The organism is Acidobacteriota bacterium, assembly GCA_035529075.1.
Taxonomy (GTDB): Bacteria; Zixibacteria; MSB-5A5; order GN15; family FEB-12; genus DATKXK01.
This window is the reverse complement of the sequence record DATKXK010000010.1, coordinates 302856-322015: the sequence shown is the minus strand read 5'-3', so window position 1 is coordinate 322015 and position 19160 is coordinate 302856. Positions and strand designations below refer to the sequence as shown.

Annotated in this window: 21 protein-coding genes; 12 read left to right on the top strand and 9 right to left on the bottom strand. The window is 58.4% G+C overall.

Annotation, left to right across the window (positions count from 1 at the left end; translation table 11 throughout):
* The 7 genes from VMY05_04640 to VMY05_04610 form a co-directional block, all read right to left on the bottom strand.
* On the bottom strand, nucleotides 1-222 hold the full coding sequence (locus VMY05_04640) for a DUF2905 domain-containing protein (GenBank protein HUV30366.1): 222 nt from the start codon (nucleotides 220-222) through the stop codon (nucleotides 1-3).
* Between the two features lie 30 nt (nucleotides 223-252).
* Entirely contained in the window at nucleotides 253-540 is a 288-nt protein-coding gene (locus tag VMY05_04635) for a hypothetical protein (GenBank protein HUV30365.1), read from the bottom strand.
* A gap of 117 nt (nucleotides 541-657) precedes the next feature.
* Nucleotides 658-1686: a Holliday junction branch migration DNA helicase RuvB gene (gene ruvB, locus VMY05_04630; protein HUV30364.1), complete on the bottom strand. Its 1029-nt coding sequence runs from the start codon at nucleotides 1684-1686 to the stop codon at nucleotides 658-660.
* Nucleotides 1686-2375, bottom strand: coding sequence for a Holliday junction branch migration protein RuvA (gene ruvA, locus VMY05_04625; GenBank protein HUV30363.1), 690 nt, complete (start codon nucleotides 2373-2375; stop codon nucleotides 1686-1688). The genes ruvB and ruvA overlap by 1 nt, the downstream gene beginning before the upstream one ends.
* The gene (gene ruvC / locus VMY05_04620; GenBank protein ID HUV30362.1) at nucleotides 2330-2824 is read right to left on the bottom strand and encodes a crossover junction endodeoxyribonuclease RuvC; all 495 of its coding nucleotides are present in this window, start codon (nucleotides 2822-2824) and stop codon (nucleotides 2330-2332) included. Before ruvC ends, ruvA begins: the two co-directional genes overlap by 46 nt.
* Nucleotides 2825-2924: 100 nt before the next feature.
* On the bottom strand, nucleotides 2925-3701 hold the full coding sequence (locus VMY05_04615) for a TIGR01458 family HAD-type hydrolase (GenBank protein HUV30361.1): 777 nt from the start codon (nucleotides 3699-3701) through the stop codon (nucleotides 2925-2927).
* Between the two features lie 66 nt (nucleotides 3702-3767).
* Nucleotides 3768-4520, bottom strand: a complete 753-nt coding sequence (locus VMY05_04610; protein ID HUV30360.1) for a YebC/PmpR family DNA-binding transcriptional regulator — start codon at nucleotides 4518-4520, stop codon at nucleotides 3768-3770.
* A 571-nt stretch (nucleotides 4521-5091) separates the two neighbouring features.
* On the opposite strand from VMY05_04610, the gene VMY05_04605 reads away from it, so the two are divergent.
* Nucleotides 5092-5853, top strand: coding sequence for a hypothetical protein (locus VMY05_04605; GenBank protein ID HUV30359.1), 762 nt, complete (start codon nucleotides 5092-5094; stop codon nucleotides 5851-5853).
* 6 nt (nucleotides 5854-5859) lie between these two features.
* Nucleotides 5860-6195 (top strand): HIT family protein, encoded by a 336-nt coding sequence (locus tag VMY05_04600; protein HUV30358.1) that lies wholly within the window; start codon nucleotides 5860-5862, stop codon nucleotides 6193-6195.
* A gap of 25 nt (nucleotides 6196-6220) precedes the next feature.
* On the opposite strand, the gene VMY05_04595 is transcribed toward VMY05_04600, so the two are convergent.
* Nucleotides 6221-7054: a DUF4184 family protein gene (locus tag VMY05_04595; protein HUV30357.1), complete on the bottom strand. Its 834-nt coding sequence runs from the start codon at nucleotides 7052-7054 to the stop codon at nucleotides 6221-6223.
* A gap of 215 nt (nucleotides 7055-7269) precedes the next feature.
* Here VMY05_04595 and rpsU point away from each other — a divergent pair, with 215 nt between their 5' ends.
* The 6 genes from rpsU to recN all read left to right on the top strand — a co-directional run bounded on the left by rpsU (nucleotide 7270) and on the right by recN (nucleotide 14425).
* A complete protein-coding gene (gene rpsU / locus VMY05_04590) occupies nucleotides 7270-7470 on the top strand; it encodes a 30S ribosomal protein S21 (protein ID HUV30356.1) in 201 nt (66 codons plus the stop codon).
* On the top strand, nucleotides 7470-7916 hold the full coding sequence (locus VMY05_04585) for a GatB/YqeY domain-containing protein (protein ID HUV30355.1): 447 nt from the start codon (nucleotides 7470-7472) through the stop codon (nucleotides 7914-7916). The genes rpsU and VMY05_04585 overlap by 1 nt, the downstream gene beginning before the upstream one ends.
* 57 nt (nucleotides 7917-7973) lie before the next feature.
* Entirely contained in the window at nucleotides 7974-8606 is a 633-nt protein-coding gene (locus VMY05_04580) for a CvpA family protein (protein ID HUV30354.1), read from the top strand.
* Between the two features lie 79 nt (nucleotides 8607-8685).
* The gene (locus tag VMY05_04575) at nucleotides 8686-11052 is read left to right on the top strand and encodes an endonuclease MutS2 (protein HUV30353.1); all 2367 of its coding nucleotides are present in this window, start codon (nucleotides 8686-8688) and stop codon (nucleotides 11050-11052) included.
* Entirely contained in the window at nucleotides 11049-12767 is a 1719-nt protein-coding gene (gene dnaG, locus VMY05_04570; protein HUV30352.1) for a DNA primase, read from the top strand. The genes VMY05_04575 and dnaG overlap by 4 nt, the downstream gene beginning before the upstream one ends.
* Nucleotides 12767-14425, top strand: coding sequence for a DNA repair protein RecN (recN, locus tag VMY05_04565; protein ID HUV30351.1), 1659 nt, complete (start codon nucleotides 12767-12769; stop codon nucleotides 14423-14425). Before dnaG ends, recN begins: the two co-directional genes overlap by 1 nt.
* Nucleotides 14426-14512: 87 nt before the next feature.
* On the opposite strand, the gene VMY05_04560 is transcribed toward recN, so the two are convergent.
* Entirely contained in the window at nucleotides 14513-15511 is a 999-nt protein-coding gene (locus tag VMY05_04560; protein HUV30350.1) for a DUF1028 domain-containing protein, read from the bottom strand.
* Between the two features lie 234 nt (nucleotides 15512-15745).
* Between VMY05_04560 and VMY05_04555 the strand changes: the two genes are divergently transcribed.
* From VMY05_04555 to VMY05_04540, 4 genes are all read left to right on the top strand, one after another.
* Nucleotides 15746-16294 (top strand): RNA polymerase sigma factor, encoded by a 549-nt coding sequence (locus VMY05_04555; protein ID HUV30349.1) that lies wholly within the window; start codon nucleotides 15746-15748, stop codon nucleotides 16292-16294.
* The gene (locus VMY05_04550) at nucleotides 16284-16730 is read left to right on the top strand and encodes a hypothetical protein (protein ID HUV30348.1); all 447 of its coding nucleotides are present in this window, start codon (nucleotides 16284-16286) and stop codon (nucleotides 16728-16730) included. Before VMY05_04555 ends, VMY05_04550 begins: the two co-directional genes overlap by 11 nt.
* On the top strand, nucleotides 16727-17047 hold the full coding sequence (locus VMY05_04545; GenBank protein ID HUV30347.1) for a YbjQ family protein: 321 nt from the start codon (nucleotides 16727-16729) through the stop codon (nucleotides 17045-17047). Before VMY05_04550 ends, VMY05_04545 begins: the two co-directional genes overlap by 4 nt.
* Nucleotides 17048-17152: 105 nt before the next feature.
* Nucleotides 17153-19126: an LTA synthase family protein gene (locus VMY05_04540; protein ID HUV30346.1), complete on the top strand. Its 1974-nt coding sequence runs from the start codon at nucleotides 17153-17155 to the stop codon at nucleotides 19124-19126.
* Nucleotides 19127-19160: the final 34 nt, after the last annotated feature.

Genomic DNA, 19160 nt, shown 5'->3' with positions numbered 1-19160 from the left:
TCACCGTCCCCGACCGAAAAGGTTAAGAAGGATCGTGACCGCCAGCGAGATCAGCAGCATGGTCACAAGCGGGACATAGATCGTAACGTGCCTGCCGCGGAACACGAGATCGCCGGGCAGCTTGCCGAAAAACGGAACGCGCCCGGCCAGCAACAGGACCAGCCCGAACAGCGCGATCACCGCTCCGGCGACGATCAGGACTTTGCCGATCTGGTCGAGCATCGAACACCCGATTTCCGTCGATCAAGCTCTTCAGCCCTTGAACAAGGTAAGCCGGTCAACATATATCTGGGCCAGGGCCGCCTGTTCCGGTGTCAGACCTTCCGGGAGAGGTTTTCCGTTAAGTCGGCATTCCAGGGCATCGAGCGCGACGCGGGTATCCCCGACGGTCAGGATTTCGCCGGTTTCCTCTTTGAGCTTGTCCCGGAACTTCACCGTCTCAGTCATCAGCACGTGCACCACTGCCACGCCATCTTCGCTACCCTTTGTCAGCCGCCCGCCGAGCGACTGTATCAGCAGCTTGAAATCCTCATTTGCCATCAGCGAGTTTATCTCCCCGTGTCGGTCCAGTTGAGCACAAATTCATCAAGCGCGGCGCAATTCCCCGGCCGGAATAATACAGCCTGTAGTTGTCACCAGCGTGATTCTCATCAAACTTCAGAACAGGCGTTGCTGCGTACCGGCCGAAGGAAGCTGTGACCCGAGGTGCCGGGCCGCGTCTTCCGATGCCACCCGACCGCGCCTGGTCCGCTGCACAAAACCTATCTTGAGCAGGTACGGCTCCACCATGTCCACCAGCGTGTCCGCTTCTTCACTGAGCGTAGCGGCAAGGGCTTCGATCCCGACCGGACCGCCCTTGTAGTAGTCAATAATAACCCGAAGGAGCTTTCGGTCAAGGTTGTCCAGGCCGGCCGAGTCCACCCCCTCGGCATCCAGGGCTTGTTCAGCGATCTTGGCGTTCGTCAAACCGTCCGCCTTCACCGCGGCAAAATCACGCACCCGCCGCAGCAGTCGGTTGGCGATGCGCGGCGTACCGCGGGACCGCCGTGAAATCACCCGCGCGGCCTCGCGGTCAATCTCGATCTCCAGAAGCCCGGCCGAGCGCATCACTATCTCTTCGAGATCCTCAGGCGGGTAGAAGTCGATATGGTAGTACAGGCCGAACCGGTCTCTCAGCGGAGCTGTCAGCATACCGGCGCGCGTGGTCGCACCCACCAGCGTAAACCGGTTCAGCGGAATGTTGATGACTTTTGCAAAAGCACCCTTGTCAACGACGAAATCCACCTTGAAGTCTTCCATCGCCGGGTAAATGAACTCCTCGATGACCGAGGAGAGCCGATGGATCTCATCGATGAAAAGAACGTCACCGGCTGCAAGGTTGGTCAGAATGCCCATCAGATCGCCGGTTCGCTGCAGCGCGGGCCCTGAGGTCGAGACAATCCGGGCGCCCATCTCGCGCGCTATGATGTGTGCCAGAGTGGTCTTGCCCAGCCCCGGGGGGCCGTAGAGCAGCACGTGCTCGATTGGCTCGCCTCGCCCCTTTGCGGCCTGAAGTAATACTTCAAGTTTCTCGCGTAACTCCTGCTGACCTATATATTCATTGAGCACCTTCGGGCGCAGAGAGAATTGCGTGAGGTCTTCTTGCGGTGTAAGCTGCGTGCCGGATACTATGCGATCGCGCGTCATCAGGACTTGACCTTCGCCTGCCGTTCGTTCCTGAAGATCTCAGTGATAAGCTGTTCCGCACTCCGTATTGTCTGGTTTGCCTGCATCGCCTCACGGATCATTTCCTGGGCCTCGCGCCGACCGTACTGAAGCTGCAACAGGACCTCCAGTGCGTCTTCAGCCAGCGGGACGGGGCGCTGTTCGCTTGCGGCTAACGGCTCACGCACCTTCGACAGGGCAAACTTGGCCGTCTTGCCGTTGAGTTCGGCGATAATCTTTTCGGCCAGCCGACCTCCCACACCGGGAAGCCGACACAGACAGGCGGCATCTTTGCCTTCAATCGCCGTTGCGATATCGCTGATAGGTATGATAAGCGACTTGAGAGCCTTCTTCACGCCGAGGCCCGGCACCTGAGTGAACAGCGAAAAGAACTCACGATCGATCGGATCGGTAAAGCCCACGAGACGCGGAAAATGGCTGGATTTCCTGTCACCCGCTTCGATATAGTAAATCGTCTCAAAAACGATCTCGTGACTGACGTGCCCATCGTTCCTGAGGCGGTCGGCCAGGGCCGACGGCAGAAGCACTTCGTAGTACAAACCGCCGTTTTCAACCAGCGCGTGCTGGTCATGCACCTGCACAAGAGTGCCTCGCAAACGACTGATCACGGCAGGACCGCCTCTCTGCTGCCAAGCGTCCGGCAATGGCATAGGGCCGTGGCCAGGGCATCCGCGGCATCGTCCGGTTCCGGAATCGTATTCAGACCGAGCGTCGACCGGATCATCAGTTGCATTTGCCGCTTGGTGGCCCGGCCGTTGCCGGTCAGCGATTTCTTGACGCGGGTCGCCCCGTACTGGTGCACCTCGATGCCCGCCTCACCGGCCTTGAGAAACACCACGCCGCGCGCGTGGCCCATGATTATGGCTGTCTTCGGGTGCGCATAATGCGAATACAGGTCCTCCACCGCCACCGCGTCCGGCCGGAACTGGCCGATAAGTTGGTCCATCTGCGCGGCTATTTCTCGCAGACGATCAGCCATCGGCGCCGAAGAATCGGTCCGGACAACGCCTGCCTCGACAAGCCGAACCTGCCTGTCGTCTCCGTCAAGAACCCCGTAACCGGTCACGTTCAGCCCGGGGTCGATACCAAGCACTCGCATACCACATGTATATCCGCCCGTGCTCGGATTTCCAATAAAAAAGTCGCCCCCGCCCTCCAATGTGAGGGTTTGCAGCTTGATAACGCCGGCAAACCCGGCCTCACAACAGGCCGACCAGGTCACCGATCGAGTCGATAGTCAGTTCAGGTTTCACCGGTGAGTGTGCCACCAGTTCTTCTCTATACTTGCCGCTTCTGACCAGAATCCCGTGCATGCCCGCCTGCTGCGCGCCGCCGACATCCGACGCGATATCATCACCCACCATCGCTACCTGACCGGCCGGAAGGTTGAGATCCTCCAGGGCCAGTTGAAAGAAGGATCTCGACGGTTTGCCGATGACGACAGCCTCTTTGCCCGTTACATATTCCAGACCGGCCACAAAGGCACCGATATCAACCTGCAAGCCGCTTTCGGTCTGCCAGTATCGACCCTTGTGAAGCGCAACCAGGTCGGCCCCCTGCAGCACCATGCGAAAAACGCGGTTTACAAGCTCATAATCCCAGTACTTGCCTATGTCACCGACTACGACACACTCCGGCTGTTCGTCGGACTGAGGGAAATCGGCGAAATCACCGCGCGGGTCCTCCGTCAGCAACAGGTAACACGAGGGTTTGCCTTTACTGCGCAAGTAGGCCACGGCCGCACGTATCACGCTGAAAATCTCGTGGGGCTCAACGGGCAATCCCATCGAAACCAGTTTGCCGTGAAGGGAGCTAAGTGAGCGCGTCGTTGTGTTGGTGGTCAGGCGAAACGGGATATTTCTCGACCGCAGGAAATCAATCACCTCGACTGCACCGGCAACCGGCTCGTCGCCGACATAAACGGTGCCATCGAGGTCTATCAGCAAACCGGAAAGATTCTTCAGTGCCGGGGTCAAGGAAGCCGCCAGTCCGCCCGGTCAGGATCAGTGCCCGTCCGGCAAGGGCGGCGCACGCGCCGGGCATCACCCCGCGAGCTTTTCGAGCAATTCCTGATCGATGTCGAAGTTGGAATACACCTTCTGGATGTCATCGTGTTCCTCGAGCAGCTCCAGCATCTTGAGCATCGAACCGGCTTCGGATTCCGTCTCCAGCTTCGTCGTGCTCTGCGGCACCATCGTCACCTCGGCCGAGGCGATCGTGATGCCCTTTCCCTCGATGGCGGACCGGACATTATCCAGCACGCCCGGGTCCATGTAGACCTCATACGCCCCGGAATCCGTTTTTATGTCCTCGGCTCCCTCGTCCACGACAATCTCCATCAGGCTGTCTTCATCGGCAGCGTCCAAATCCACGGTAACGACGCCCTTCTTGTCGAACATCCAGGCCACACAGCCGTTCGCCCCGAGGTTGCCGCCATACTTGGAAAGGATATGCCTGATGTCGGCCACTACTCGATTCCTGTTATCAGTCAGCACTTCGAGGTACAGGGCCACTCCGCCGGGACCGTAGCCTTCGTAGGTCGCAGATTCGTACGAGACGCCCGGCAACTGGCCCGTCCCCTTTAAGATTCCCCGCTTGATGTTGTCCTGGGGCATGTTGGCCGCTTTGGCCGCCGCGACGGCGGATCGAAGACGGGTGTTGCTTTCGGGATCTCCGCCCCCTTCGCGGGCCGCTACAATGATCTCCTTGATCAGACGGGTGAAAATTCTGCCGCGCTCCTGGTCGGCTTTACCCTTCTTTCGCTTAATCGTTGACCATTTTGAATGACCGGACATGCTCGGCCCTCCCAGCGCCTGCGAAAAACGACGTGTAAGTCACCAGATTCCCTGCCTTGCCATAACGGAATTTAATCAACGGCGAGGCCGTTGGCAAGGGACGGTCCAACAAGAAAGAGGCCCGATCGACCTAAAGGTCAACCGGGCCGTCAAATCATTCTTTTCCGGGCGGTCAGTTCGTATCACCACCGCCGTCTGATCCTACTGCCATCTCTACCTCACTTCTATATCTTGTCCCGGAGGCGTTATCGGCACATTTGCCAAAAGCTTAAACCCGCCGGCATGCCCCGTCAACAAAAACACGGCCGAATAGTTGTTGACATTTCTTCGCGGCCTGGATAGCCTGAGATCGATCACTGATCGAGGCCGCGGCCCGCGTGTGAGGGCCGCACACGGTTTGGTCGATCGGCGTCCAGACTCCAACGAGCCGGCCGTTGGGCCGACCGAATCACCGGGTTGGCACTTACTCATATGCGCGATAACGACTTGACTTTGCCCGGCCGGCCGCTGAGAGGCGGGATTCCTTGTTCACTCTCACCATTTTGTGGTCGTCACCGGTAACGAGGGATCGATGTCCGCAGATCACAATAGATCCGTTGTCGTAAAGGCCCTTGGCGTTATTCTCGCGCTACTCGTTTTCTCCGGACTTGTTCTGGTCATCCGGGAGGCCAGCGTCCGTGGCTGGGGGATCCTCATCATCTCCGTCCCTCTTACCGTCCTGTACTACCTGTGGAGGCGCTCGCAGATCGACAGCCGCTTCAATCGGTTAAGGCCGAAAAGTACCCTTGTCATCCAAAGCACCGGGGCCACGCTGGAGCTTCTCGATGCCACCGGGCAGAGCGCGCGATATACAAAGACCAAGGAGATTACGACCGACGCGCCGGAAATACGCCAATATACCGAGACCGGCCTGTGGTCGGACGGCCCGCTGGAAGACATCACCTACAGTGACAACGTGACCTGTACCAAAAGGCAGGTTCCCGACCGCCCGAACAAGTATGAACTCGACGTCATCCTCAAGAAACCACTCCGACGGCACCAGGTCCGGGAAATCCAGACCGCCTGGACTATGCGAGACAGCTTCCGTAACGAAACGGAGTTTTTCACGATCTCGATTTCTCATCCCGCGAAAAAGTATACCTTCCGTATCCGGTTTCCCCAGGATCGCCCGGTCAAATCAGGCTGGGTCGAGTTCACTTACCTGGGCCACCGAACCAGGTTCACCGACAGAAACCCCCATGTTTTCCGGGTCGACAGCGATCACCGGGAAGTGCTGTTTTCCATGAACCAGGTTATGCCCGGTATGAAAGCAATAATCATGTGGGAGTGGTAGCCACCAATGCCGTCCGTGTTCACTCGCATCATTAACCGTGAACTGCCCGCGAGAATATTCCACGAGACCGACCGGGTGATTGTCATCGCGGATCACCGGCCCAGAGATGCGATTCACCTGCTGATCATCCCCAAGGAGGAGCACCGCAATTTCATCGAGACACCCCCCGAAGTGCTGCAACTGCTGAATGATACGGCCAAATTCGTGGCCTCAAAGCTCGGCCTTGAGGAACATTTCCGGCTCGTGATAAACAACGGCTACGGCCAGGAAATCGACCACGTGCACTACCACTTCATGTCCGATGCGGGCCGGGAAAAGCTGACGTTTCTGAAAGAGACGTGAGTCCTCACGATCAGTGTTTTCTAATCTATGACTTCAGGTTCTCCCCGGAACTGACTGCACCAGAGCGTGTTCGCTCGATCAGTCGCCCTGCGACCGTATATGCGCACGCAGCCCAGAAAAAGCCCGCCCAACTGCCCAGACCAAGCTTGTGATACAGATGGAAACTGCCGGGCAGCGCGGCCGGGTCAAGGGTCAACGATCCAAAATGTAGCCACACGGCACCGAAGGCCAGGATCACGGAGCAGGCAAGGCCGGTCAGCCAGAAGCGGACTTTCTGACCGGGCGTACGAGCGGATTGAGGCCGGGTGGCCGCGGGCGGAATCAGCCTGCCGGACGCGATGTACCACAGAATCAGGATGGTGCCGAAAAGTGTGCTCAGATGCTGAGTTAGCTCCGTGTATCGTACGTGAAGACCCGCAAAATCAAGGTGTTCGAGCAACCATGGAAAACTCTGCGCCACCACTCCGTCCGCGTGCGTCCATGAATCCCAGAAGAAATGCGATAGTGCGCCTGCCGTCAGTGACAGGATCAGCACCAGCCATTGCCCCCGGCCTGTCGGCAACCAGCGCCGGTCCGCCAGGCCGGAGAAAAAACGGTCGAGGGGGGCGGGAAAGTGACGCAGAAACGGTCCCTTGAACCACCAATGGAAAACGAAACAGAAGGCCAGCCCGGCCGGAAGGCAAAAGAGGAGCAGCCCGGTCCAACTGTGGCTGACGCCCCGGTAGTCCGTTGTCAGACAGAGGAAATACAGCAGGTCCGGGGCCATGGCCCCGGCCACAAGCCCGGTTAACGAAACATATCTCGGGAACAGTTGTTTCAACGGCAGGACAAGGGCCGGATGGGCGGTGGTAAAGGGCATGCCTCTTATATCGGCAGGATGGTTACCGTGTTCCGCGATCGTGTGAGAATTGCGCGATTGTGAAGCCTTTGAGTGCGGAGTGGCGAATTAGAAGGAATCCACTGCCGGCCGGTTGACAAAGCGTGGATTTTTTAATATACTATCCGATAGAAGCTTAGAAAGGTGGAGGTATATTTGAACGACAGGCAGGTTGGTTGTGAAGGGGGGTGTTCTGTTTGACCGGAGTCAGAGTACGCGACGACGAATCATTTGAGCGAGCTCTCCGACGTTTCAATAAATTCTGCGAAAAGGCGGGCATTCTGTCCGATTACAAGAAGCATCTGCATTACGAGAAACCATCAGAGACGAAAAAGCGCAAGATGGCGGCAGCGCGGCGCAAGGCCCGCAAGATGCGCCATCTGTCCGAGAGAATCTAATGGCCCTGCAGGACAGAATCGATCAGCATCTTAAAGAGGCCCTGAAAGCCGGTGACAAGGCAAAGGTCAGCGTGCTTCGGGGCCTTAAATCTGATTGGAAGTACCGACAGATCGCCGTCGGTGAAGATCTGACCGACGAACAGTCTGTCGAGGTGCTCAACTCCGCCGCCAAGAGACGGCGGGAGTCTATCGAGCAGTTCCGGCAAGGCGGCCGTGAGGATCTGGCTGAAAAGGAAGAGCAGGAACTGAAGATCATCACTTCGTACCTGCCCGAACAACTCGGCGAAGGCGAACTCAGGCAGATGATCGAGGCGGCCATCGCAGAGGCAGGTGCCGATTCCACGCGCATGATCGGCCAGGTGATGAAGGTCCTCATGCCCAAAATAAAAGGCCGGGCGGACGGAAAGATGGTCAATCACCTGGTTACGGAAATCCTTGCCAAATAGTTTAACACCCACCTATATTTTTCGTCAAAGGAATGAATTCATCACGGGGAGTGTGTCATGAACTGGATTGACGGCCTGCTTATCGTACTGCTCTTAGCGTCGGTCATCATCGGTTCAAAGAAAGGCCTGATTCGCGAGCTGATTGCATTCATCGTCTTTTTTTCTGCCCTGATCGCCTCGATCAACTACATCGACGTTTTCGCCGTGTGGGTCTATGAGCGGATCGGCGGCTCTCCGCTCGTTTGTGCGTTTCTGTCCTTCGTGTTCCTTCTGGCTATCTCGTATGCGGCCTTCAAGCTGATGGGGATGCTGTTTTACAAGGTGGCAAACCTCAAGGAGACCAAGAGGCGGGACCAGATGGGCGGCGCCCTGATCGGGTTCCTGCGCGGCTGGACGGCCGTGGCCTTCCTGACTTTCCTGGTCTTCCTGCTGCCTATGCCGGGTAATTTCTACACCGCTTTCGAGGCCTCGCTGTTCGGCTCGACCGTGGCCAAGACTATCCCCGTCGTGTACGAAGGCACCTCCTTCATTCATCCGAAAAACCCCAGCTTCATGGAAAAGGTGGAGAACACGCTGCTGTTTGCCCCGAGCGGAGGGCAGGCCGGAAAGGGTCTTCTTGACGAAGAGCGGCGGCAGGTGCACGAGGTTCTGCGGCAGATCGATTACTTCTTCGGCGACGCTAAAATCTAAACTGCTTTGATTTGATCAGGATTCGCATATATTAAAAACCGGCTCGAAGCCGGTTTTTTTCTTTTGGAAATCTGGGCCGATGATCGACCAGCATACACTGCAAACTCTGGAATTCCCAAAGGTTATCGCCGCCGTTGCCGGCAAGTGCCTGACCGCGTATGGCACTGAAGTCGTAGGCGGGATCACGCCGCTTTTCGACAAAGAGGAGATCGACCGCCGGCAGGATGAGATCGCGCAGATGAAGGACATAGTCAGGTTCGGCTCGGCCTTTCCCCTGTACCGGCTTGAGGATTGCCGTGAATTCCTCACCCAGGCGCTGCTCGAGGGATCGTTTCTGGATCCCAAAGACATGCTCAAGGTCCTTGAACTGGTTGAAGTGTCGATGGACCTGAACGGCTACGACCAGGAGGAGCGGGCCAAGTTTCCCGCCGTGGCCGCCTATCTCCCAAAAATCCGCGCCTTCCCGGAACTGAAAAAGGAAATACGGAAAGCCATTGACGAGAACGGCGAGGTGAGAGACAACGCCTCGCGCGAGCTTAAGCGGATTCGCGAGGGGCTTTTTGACGCCCGCCGCAAGATTGTCGCGCGGCTCGAGAGCGTGCTTACCGGCCAGCGCAAGCAGGCCGGCTGGCAGGACGACGTGGTGACACAGCGCAACGGCCGCTATGTCATCCCCGTTGTGGCCAGCCAGTACTCGAACGACATGGGCATTCTGCACGACCGAAGTCAGAGTGGCGCCACGTTCTATGTCGAGCCCAAAGAAACGGTCGACTTGAACAACCGGATAAACCAGTTGATGCAGGACGAACGGCTCGAACTGGACCGGATCCTGCGCGCCATCACGTCTGAAATCGCCCAGCGAGCCTATCCCCTGCGCGAGAACTGCCGGCTGATCGGCATCCTGGACATGATCCATGCCGCCGCAACGCTGGCCGTCGAGATCGATGCCAACCGGCCCACCATTGATACCTCGTCCGGCTTCTCACTGGTCGACGCCCGCCATCCCCTGCTCATCTTCCAGCTCGGCCGGAAAGAAGACGTGGTACCGCTGACGCTCACGGTGGATGAATCACGCCAGGCCGTGGTCGTTACCGGGCCCAATACGGGAGGCAAGACGATCGCGCTGAAAGCAATCGGTCTGACCGTCCTCATGGCACAGTCGGGGCTCCCGATTCCGGCCGACGAAAAGTCCCGGATCGGCATATTCAACCAGATTTACGCCGACATCGGTGACGAGCAGTCAATCGAACTGTCCCTGTCGACCTTCTCTTCACACGTGAAGAACGTCGTCGCCGCCACCAACGGCGTCTCGCCACACACGCTGGTCCTGCTCGACGAAATCGGGGCCGGTACCGACCCCAAAGAGGGTGCCGCGCTGGCCGAAGCCATAATCCTGTATATGATTGCCAGAGGCTCAAGACTCATCGCCACCACCCATTACTCCTACCTGAAGACTCTCGCCCTGGAACATCCGGAAATCGAGAACGCCTCGCTGGAGTTCGACCGGGAATCGCTGGCCCCGACGTATCGTCTTCAGGTCGGAATCCCCGGCTCCTCGTATGCCGTGGAAATCGCGAAACGGCTGGGCATGCCCGATGAGGTCTGCGACCATGCCTGCTTGCTGCTGGGACCTGCGGAGCGTTCACTAAGCGACCTGATTGCCGCCCTGGAGACGGAGCTGGCGACGGTCCGAAACGACCGGGCAGAACTCACCGAACGTCTAAACCAGGCCCGCCAGCTCGAGGAGGGCTACCGGGCGCAGGTGGATAAGCTGAACGCCGACATTGAAACCGAGAAGAAAAACGCTCTTGAACAGTCCGAGCAATTACTGGAACGCGCTCGCAAAGAGACGGAACGGTTAGTGGCGGACATCCGTCGAACCCAGGCCGAAAAGAAAGCCGTCAAGGAACTGCACCAGCATCTCAAGTCGATGCAGCAGGAGGTGGCTTCGCAGAAACGGCAGTTGGAAGCCGGCCGACCACGGTCAAAGTGGCCGGAACAGCTCAAGAAAGGAGACCGCGTGCGCATTCTGACGCTCGACCAGGAGGGAGAGATCGAGCGCATGCTCCGCGGCGACCGGGCTCGGGTACGCGTAGGTTCCATGACCACGGTCGTAGAACTGCGCCATCTCGAGCCGCTTGCGGACGGGCCCGTCAAGCAGACTGCGCAGGCTGGAACCAGCTTTGACAACGGCGCGCCCTTTTCGCCGGAGATACACCTCAGAGGGATGACGGTCGAAGAGGCCCTCGAGGCTCTCGACAAGTTTCTTGACAAAGCCGTGGTCAGCGGCCTTACGCAAATATACGTTATCCACGGCAAGGGCACCGGCGCGCTGCGCCGGACCCTGACCGACTACCTGCGAAAACACCCCGAAGTCGTCGATCTCCGGCTCGGCAACTGGAACGAGGGTGGCGCCGGCGTCACCATCGTAAAACTGAAAGAATGATTCCGCAGGAAACCATAGAACGGGTTCGCGAGGCAACCGACATCGCCCGGATCATCGGCGAGTATATCCGGCTGAAGAAGCGCGGACGCAACTACGAAGCGGTCTGCCCTTTTCATATCGAGAAGACCCCCTCCTTCAAGGTGAACACCGATCGGCAAATCTACCACTGTTTCGGGTGCGGCAAGGGGGGCAACGTCTTCCGTTTCCTGATGGAACACGAGAAGATGTCGTTCGTCGAAGCCGTCAAACACCTCGCCGCCAAGGCCGGCGTCGTCATCCGGGATGAGGTGTCCGACGTCAGGCGCGAACAGATGCAGCGCCTCAATTACGCCCACGAAGTCGCGGTCGACTACTACCACCGGCTTCTCTTTGAATCACGGTACCACAAGGTGCTTCAGGGCTACCTGCGAGACAGACGACAGATCAGCGATGACAGTATCGAGCAGTTCAAACTCGGCCTGGCCGGCGAGCGCTGGGACGGGCTTGTTACTCACGCCACGGGCAAGGGACTCAAGCCCGAGGAACTGGTCAAAGCGGGACTGGCCAGCTATTCCGAAAAGAAGGGCAATTACTTCGACCGCTTCCGCCAGCGGCTCATGATACCCATTTTCAATCTCAGCAACAGGCCGATTGCGTTCGGCGGCAGGACTCTCAAGAAGGGCGAACCGGCAAAATACGTCAACTCGCCCGAGACACCTCTATACAGCAAGAGCGGTGTCCTGTACGGGCTGAACTTCGCCCGGGAAACCATCCGCGACACCGGAACGGTGATCGTGGTGGAGGGATATTTCGATTTCATTTCCCTCTGGCAGGTCGGCGTGCACAATGTCGTGGCTTCCTCCGGGACCGCCTTCACTCAGCAGCAGGCCCAACTGCTGGCCAGGTTTGCCGGGGAAGTGTACCTCTTTTTCGATGCTGACTCAGCCGGGCAACAGGCAGCCCTTCGCTCCGTCGACGCGCTGTACGACGCCGGCATTGAAGTCAAGGTCATGATTCCGCCCGAGGGTGAAGACCCGGATTCCGTGGCCCGGCAATTCGGCGGCGAGAGGATTGAGCAACTCCGGCACGAAGCACTGGGATATATTCCGTACCGGGTCAAAGACGTACGGATCGACGATACCGGCATTGTGGCCAGGGAAAAGCTGGTCAAGGAACTGGGCGCGCTGGGAGAGAAGATTTCCGATCCCACGCGGCGCTCGATCTTTTTCCAGGAGGCCGCCCAGGCCCTCCGGATCGACATGTCGGTCCTGACCAGCGCCCGCCAGGCAGTTGCCCCCCGGCCCGTCGAGCCCGAACGGTCGACCCGTTACAGCCAGACCGAGTTTGAACTTCTCTCACTGCTTTTGAGCTACCCCGGCGCAGTCGACCCGATTTTCGAGCAGATCAGCCCGGACGATTTCGATTCCCGCCAGCTTTCCCGTCTTTACGCAGCCATGATAACCCAGTACGAGACTGATGGCGCGCTCAGCGCCAACCGTCTGGTCGAGCATTTTCAGGACGATCAGTCGGTTTCTCTGTTGACCGAACTGGCTGCCGTGGAATGGGATCAGGAGAAAGTGGACCACGAAATAAAGGAACGGGTCCAAGATTTTGTTAAGAAACGCCAGAAAGACATCCGATCTCAATTAAAGAGAGAACTTGGCGAGGCCGAGGCCGAGGGTAACCAGAAACGGGCCGAGGAGATAGTCGAACGGCTGAAGCAGTTGGGACTGTGATGCTTAAGAGCCTGAAAATAGCGAACATCGCCCTGGTTGATCGGGCCGAATTGCAGTTCGAGAAGGGGCTGTCGGTTCTCAGCGGCGAAACCGGAGCCGGCAAATCCGTTATTGTCACTGCCCTCTCCCTTGCGCTCGGGGGACGCGCCGACCGGGAGTTCATCCGGGCCGGCGAGCTGAAGGCAAGCGTCGAGGCGACGTTCGATGTCTCGACCATGCAGGGACAGTACAAGAAGGATTTCGAGGATTACATCCAGGACAACCGCTTTACGGTGCAGCGGGAAATCCGCCCCAACGGTACCTCGAAGGTCAGGATCAACGGCGTGGCTTCCTCGCTGGCGCGGCTTAAAGAACTAACGGCGCCGCTGGCTGAGATTCTCGGGCAGCACGCCAACCAGATGCTGATGAGCGAGGAAAACCACCTGCTCTTTCTCGATCATTTCGCCGCGCTTGATGATCTCCGTGACGAAGTTGCGAGCCTGTTCGGCGACTGGGAGAAGGTGGCCGCCGAATTGCGCAGGTTCCGCTCACGGCGCGATCAGTCCACAAAGGACCGGGAACTTCTGCTCTTCCAGAAGGATGAGATTGAGAAAGCAAAAATCACCGTCGGCGAAGAGGAGCGGTTGCTGCACGAAAAGACGATCCTCGATTCTTCCCGGTCGCTCATGGAATCCGCATCCGTCGTCGAACGGGCGCTCGATCACGAAGATGGTTCTGCTCTCACCCACTTGCGCCAGGCACGCGGGGAACTGGAGAAAATGGCCGCCATCGACGACGGCCTTGACGAGCAACTCCGGGAACTGGTCGACATGGACTACCGACTCGAAGACCTGCGCCGGCTGATTGAGCAGTACGGTTCGAGTATTCCCGACGACCCGGTTCGCCTTGATGAAATCAATGCCCGGCTGGACGAACTGTATCAGCTCAAGAGAAAATACGGAGTGTCCGAATCCGCCGTTCTGCAGACGCTGGCCGAGATCAATGAGCAAATCGGGGATCATCCCGATACCGAAGCCCGCATCGCCGAACTTCAGAACACAGCCGAACAGACGAAGACTGCCTACACTGAAAAGGCGGTCTCGCTGACGTCCGTTCGCCGTAAGGCGGCTGAATACCTCAAGAAACTCGTCACCAAGGAACTCACGGAACTGGCCATTGACCAGGGCAGGTTTGAATTCGAGTTCCTGTACGAGCAGGACCCGGACGGAATCCGGCTTGACGACAGCACGGTCAGGGCGCATCCGCACGGACTGGAAAGCGGGCGCTTTCTGTTCTCCGCCAATCCGGGAGAGCCGCTGAAATCACTTGTGAAGACGGCCTCCGGCGGGGAGATTTCACGCGTTCTGCTGGCCCTCAAGGCGGCCGAGAAAAAGAACGTCAACCTGCACCATTCACTCCTCGTCTTTGACGAAGTAGATGCGGGTATCGGTGGACAGACGGCCAATGAAGTGGCCAGGAAACTGAAAAAGCTGGCTACTGACCGCCAGCTTATCATCATTACCCACCTGCACCAGATCGCGCGACTGGCAGATCACCATTACGTGGCTGTAAAAGCCCCCAAGTCTGACGCCCGGACGCTGATCACCGTGAAGAAGCTTGAGCGTGAAGCCGTCGCGGCAGAGCTTGACCGCATGGTCGCCCTGCCGAAAGAGGCGTAAGCCCCCCTTACGATTCAGCCGCTGGCCTGATGGTTTCCTGAGACGTGCCCTCCTGATCCGGTCACCGCGGACCGTGCCGATTCACTATTACTGAACGGTGATGCTCAGTATGACCGCCTTGTCGTCAGGCAGTTGTCCCGAATCGACCAGGCGCGGTACCAATTCACGCCAGGATTCATCGGCTGTGAAAACCTCCCTGAAAATCGGCAGGGAGCGCTCAACTTCTCCCACGGAGACCAGTGTGACGGCGTGCCAGAACAGAATTTCCGGATTGCCCGGAGCCAGTTCGGCGGCCCGGGCGTAAGCTTCGTTGGCCTCATCATACTTCTTCCAGGCGATGTACTCGTCCCCCTGGTTCATGAAGTCATAAGCCCTGGTGATGTTAAGCAGCCGGCGCAGTTCCGCCAGGGGTTCGGGGGAATCATCAACTCGGATATCTACGATTCGGTCCAGCCACGACATGCCGGTAGGTTCGCCGGTAACGACGATCATGGCCGCAGACTGTTTACCTCGGATGTCGCCGCCCTCGCCCTCCGCGGCTTCCAGGGCTGCCATCATACGGTCGGCAAGATCACCCTGGGTTTCTTCAAAGGCTTGAGCCATGGCGTCCCAGACGGTGTTGTTGCGCATGAGATTGGCCTGAACCGAGTAGATTCTCCCCTGGCGATGGCCTGCTTCGGCGATGCAATTCTTGCCGGTGTGCGTCGCCACGTTACCGTAACGGTCCACCATGGCGACCTGTCGGACCGAACTGTTCGGATCACTTGCCAGCAGGCCGGCCAGCGCCTCCTGGGCGGTCCGGCCATTCTTCATCATCTCCAGTCCCAGCGGCCCGTAGGCGAAATCCACCAGCGACTGGGTGGCCACCGCCCCGAGACCCGGCTCGACCCAGATAACGTCGGCCACTTTGAAGTAGTGCGACTGGACCGCGGCACCGAACTGACCCGTCGTGCTGTCGTATGCAACTATCGAGTATGTGCAGACCGGATGCAAAGCAGAGGATTCGGACGCCTCGGTCCGGCCGGCGATGATGCCGGAGCCGAGCAGAAGCAGGGCAATAAAGGCTGCCGGATTACGCGCTCTCATGATATATCTCCTCTGAAATCACCTTATGGTTCAAGGGCAGCGCAGCCACGCAGTCAGCCCGATGGTGCCGTGGCATGGCCAGTAAAGCTCTCCCCTGTCCCGTCAATCTTGTTGATTTAGCTAAGGGTAGGCAATAGAATAGGTTAGTGACAAACTAAAAAAGAAAAAAACACCCCTGGTCTTTGAATAAGCTGCGGATTTGCTGGTAAGCCAACAGGGAAGGAAAAATGCAGGATGGACACCGACTCTGAGCTGATCATGGACATCAGGAAGGGAAACAAGAAGGCCCTCCAGTGCCTCGTCGAGAGGTACAAGAAGACGGCTTACCGGACGGCCCTGGGTCTGGTGGGCAATAAAGACGATGCCTTTGATATCTCACAGGAGGCCTTTCTGCGAGTGTACCGGTCAGCCCGGACATATGACGAGACGCAACCGTTCCTCCCCTGGTTTTACACGATAATCGCCAATCTCTGCCGGACCTGGCTGAAGCGCCGCTCCTCCCGCGAGAACCGAATGGTGGATCTTGACACCGCTCACTACCTGCTGGTCAGCCGCGACAACCCGGAGGCGGCACTGGTCCGCAAAGAGACGACGCAACTGCTCGCTGCGGCGCTCCGTGAGTTGTCGTTCGATGACCGCGAGATCATTGTCCTGCAGCACTTCCGGGGAATGTCATACGATGAGATTGCCTCGCTGCTGCACATCCCGCGGGGAACCGTCATGTCCCGGCTTTACTACGCCAGGAAACGGCTGGCTGCTATTATGAGGCGCAATGATGGATAAGAATTTCAGGGAATTGCTGGCCGGATATATCGACGGTGAGCTTTCTCAGGTCGAGCGCGAGGCCCTGGAAAAGGAGCTTGCCGCCAATCCGGAACTTCGCGCCGAACTGGACGATTTGAGAAAGATCAAGAAGGTGACGGATATGATGCATTATGCGGATCTTCCCGATGAGATCTGGGAGAACTACTGGCGCTCGCTGTACCGAAAGCTGGAGCGCGGAATCGGCTGGATTTTCCTCTCGCTCGGAGCCGTAATCCTGCTGAGTTTCGGCCTGTTCGAAGCTTTCCAGGCACTTTATACCAACCCGGACAATCCCCTCTGGCTCAAATTAGGCGTCACGGGGGTCGGCCTCGGCGCCGTTTTTCTGCTTGTCTCCTACGCCCGCGAACGGTTCTTTGCCCACAGACGCGAACGCTACCGGGAGGTGATGAAGTGATTCTGTCAACGGGCGAATACATCTGTCACAAACGGATTGTCAAAACCCTTGGCCTGGTCAAGGGCAACACCATTCGGGCACGTCACATCGGCAGGGACATTGCCGCCCTGTTCCGTAACGTGGTCGGTGGCGAGATAAAGGATTATACAAAGATGATGGCCGAATCGCGGGAGCAGGCCATAGATCGCATGGTTCATGATGCTGTGGCTCTCGGTGCAAACGCCATCATCATGATCAGGTTCTCCACGTCCTCCATGATGCAGGGGGCGGCAGAACTGCTGGTATACGGTACGGCAGTCGTATGTGAAAACGAGTGATCAGGCGCCGGCGTGCCCGTACGACCTTGACATCACCGCTGCCAGGGCTTTATTCCCTGCATGGCCCGACGCGACCTTACACAACGACCCCGGGCAGGACGACTTTTGCCGTCTCGCCCGTTTGTGTTCATTGCCCTCGTGTTCTTCCTCGCCATGGCGCTGTTCACCGCTGCCCGCCTTCTTTTCTATTTAAGTGTTGATCCGTCGGCCGGCGGATCCGATCCCTGGTCCGTGGGCAGTGCTTTCCTGGTCGGCCTTCGCTTCGACCTGGCGGTGGTGCTGGTCCTGCTGGCTCCGGCTTTGCTGGTGCTGCCGTGGGTCAGGCTCAAGAGGAAGGCAACGGCAGCCGCTGCCCTGACCTACCTGACCGTGTGCCTGTCGGTTTGCGTCCTGCTCCTGCTGGTGGACGTCCGATACTACGCGTATTTCGCCTCGCATCTCGATTTCCGGGCCATCGAGTACTTCAACCAGGGGAGGACCTTCTGGCATCTGGTGGTTTCCGATCCGATGTTCTACCCGGTGCTTGCGGGATGGCTTGTCGGGACGGCGCTGCTTGCCTGCGTTCTCGGCCGGTTCTTGCGGTTTACGCGCGGTCTGCCGGACAGGCGGGGTTGGGGGCCGCAAGTAGCCTTTTTCGTGCTCCTGGCCGTGCTGGCGGTTCTGGGGATTCGCGGTCGCGTATCAACCTCTCCGCTCAGGTGGGGGCTGGCCTACGTTTCCGACAACCATTTTGTCAACCAGCTCGGTCTGAACGGCGTGTACACTCTGGCACGGGCATACTCGGAAGAGGGCCATGACTCACGCCTATCTTACGCACCGGAATCTGAGCGCTTCCCGTTCGTTGATTTCCGCGAAGGGCTGGACTCGGTGCGCGTGATGCTTGATCAACCGGGCGACGAGTGGCTGGAACCGGACCGCTCGCTGCTGCGAAAGACGACCCAGCCGGCTCCGCCGTACGGTTTCAGGCCCAACGTGATTGTCGTCCTCATGGAGAGCTGGTCGGGACGGAACACGTCCGCGCTGGCCAGCCCCCACCGGCTCACTCCCAATTTCGACCGCCTGGCCCGGCAGGGCCTGCTTTTTACCAGGTTCTACACCAGCGGCATCCGTACCAGTTACGGCATGACGGCGACCCTGTGCAGCTTTCCGTCGCTGCCCGGCCGGTCCGTCATGACGAGGTACAACGCCGACCATCCGTTTATCGCGTTTTCCGAAATCCTGCACGAGAGGGGTTACGTCAACTGCTTCGCCTACGGCGGTGACCTGGTGTTTGACAACATGGAGGGCTTTCTCCGGACCAAGAAGTACGATCGCTTTTTCGGCGAGGACTATTTCGGTCGTGAAAACGTCTTCGCCGAGTGGGGGGTGCCGGATCACATCGTCTTCAACAGGCTGGTACCTTTGATCGACTCGCTCCCCCGCCCCTTTCAACTGACAATCCTGACCCTGTCAAATCATGAACCGTTCGACCTGCCGGATTCGTCGGTGCGCGCGTTCTTTGACGATACGGACAGCTCAAAGGTGTTCAATGCACAGTTGTACGCGGATTTCGCCCTCGGACAATTCATGGACAGCCTGCGACAACGCCCGCTCTTTGACAGTACGATATTCGTCTTCACCGCCGATCACGCCAAGTGGGTACCCGCCCCCGTGACGATTCACCCGGTGAACTTTCACATTCCGCTGCTGATCTACTCACCGGGCACGCTGGGCAGCGAGGAACGGCGAATCGGCAGAATCGGGAGCCAGACTGATATCCTGCCGACTATCATGGGTCTGCTCGGCTCCGACTACACGCACGCAAGCTGGGGTCGTGATCTTCTCAGGCTGCCGCCCGAAGATTCCGGGTTCGCCATGATGAACGTGCTGAGCCTCTGCGGGTTCGTCCAGGACGGACTGCTGTATTTCGAGTACTTCGGCCGGAAGCAGAAACTTTACGAACTGGCCGAGATGCCGCGACGGATCGTCGACGTCAGGTGCTGGTATCCGACGGCGTCCCGCCGCATGCAGCGCCGCATGCGTTATCTGGTTCAAATTGCCGAGCAGCTCTCGACGCCGGCTGCCGAGGTGCGCAGGTAGACGCCCGTTCCGGGAACGGAGATTCCGGACCGCC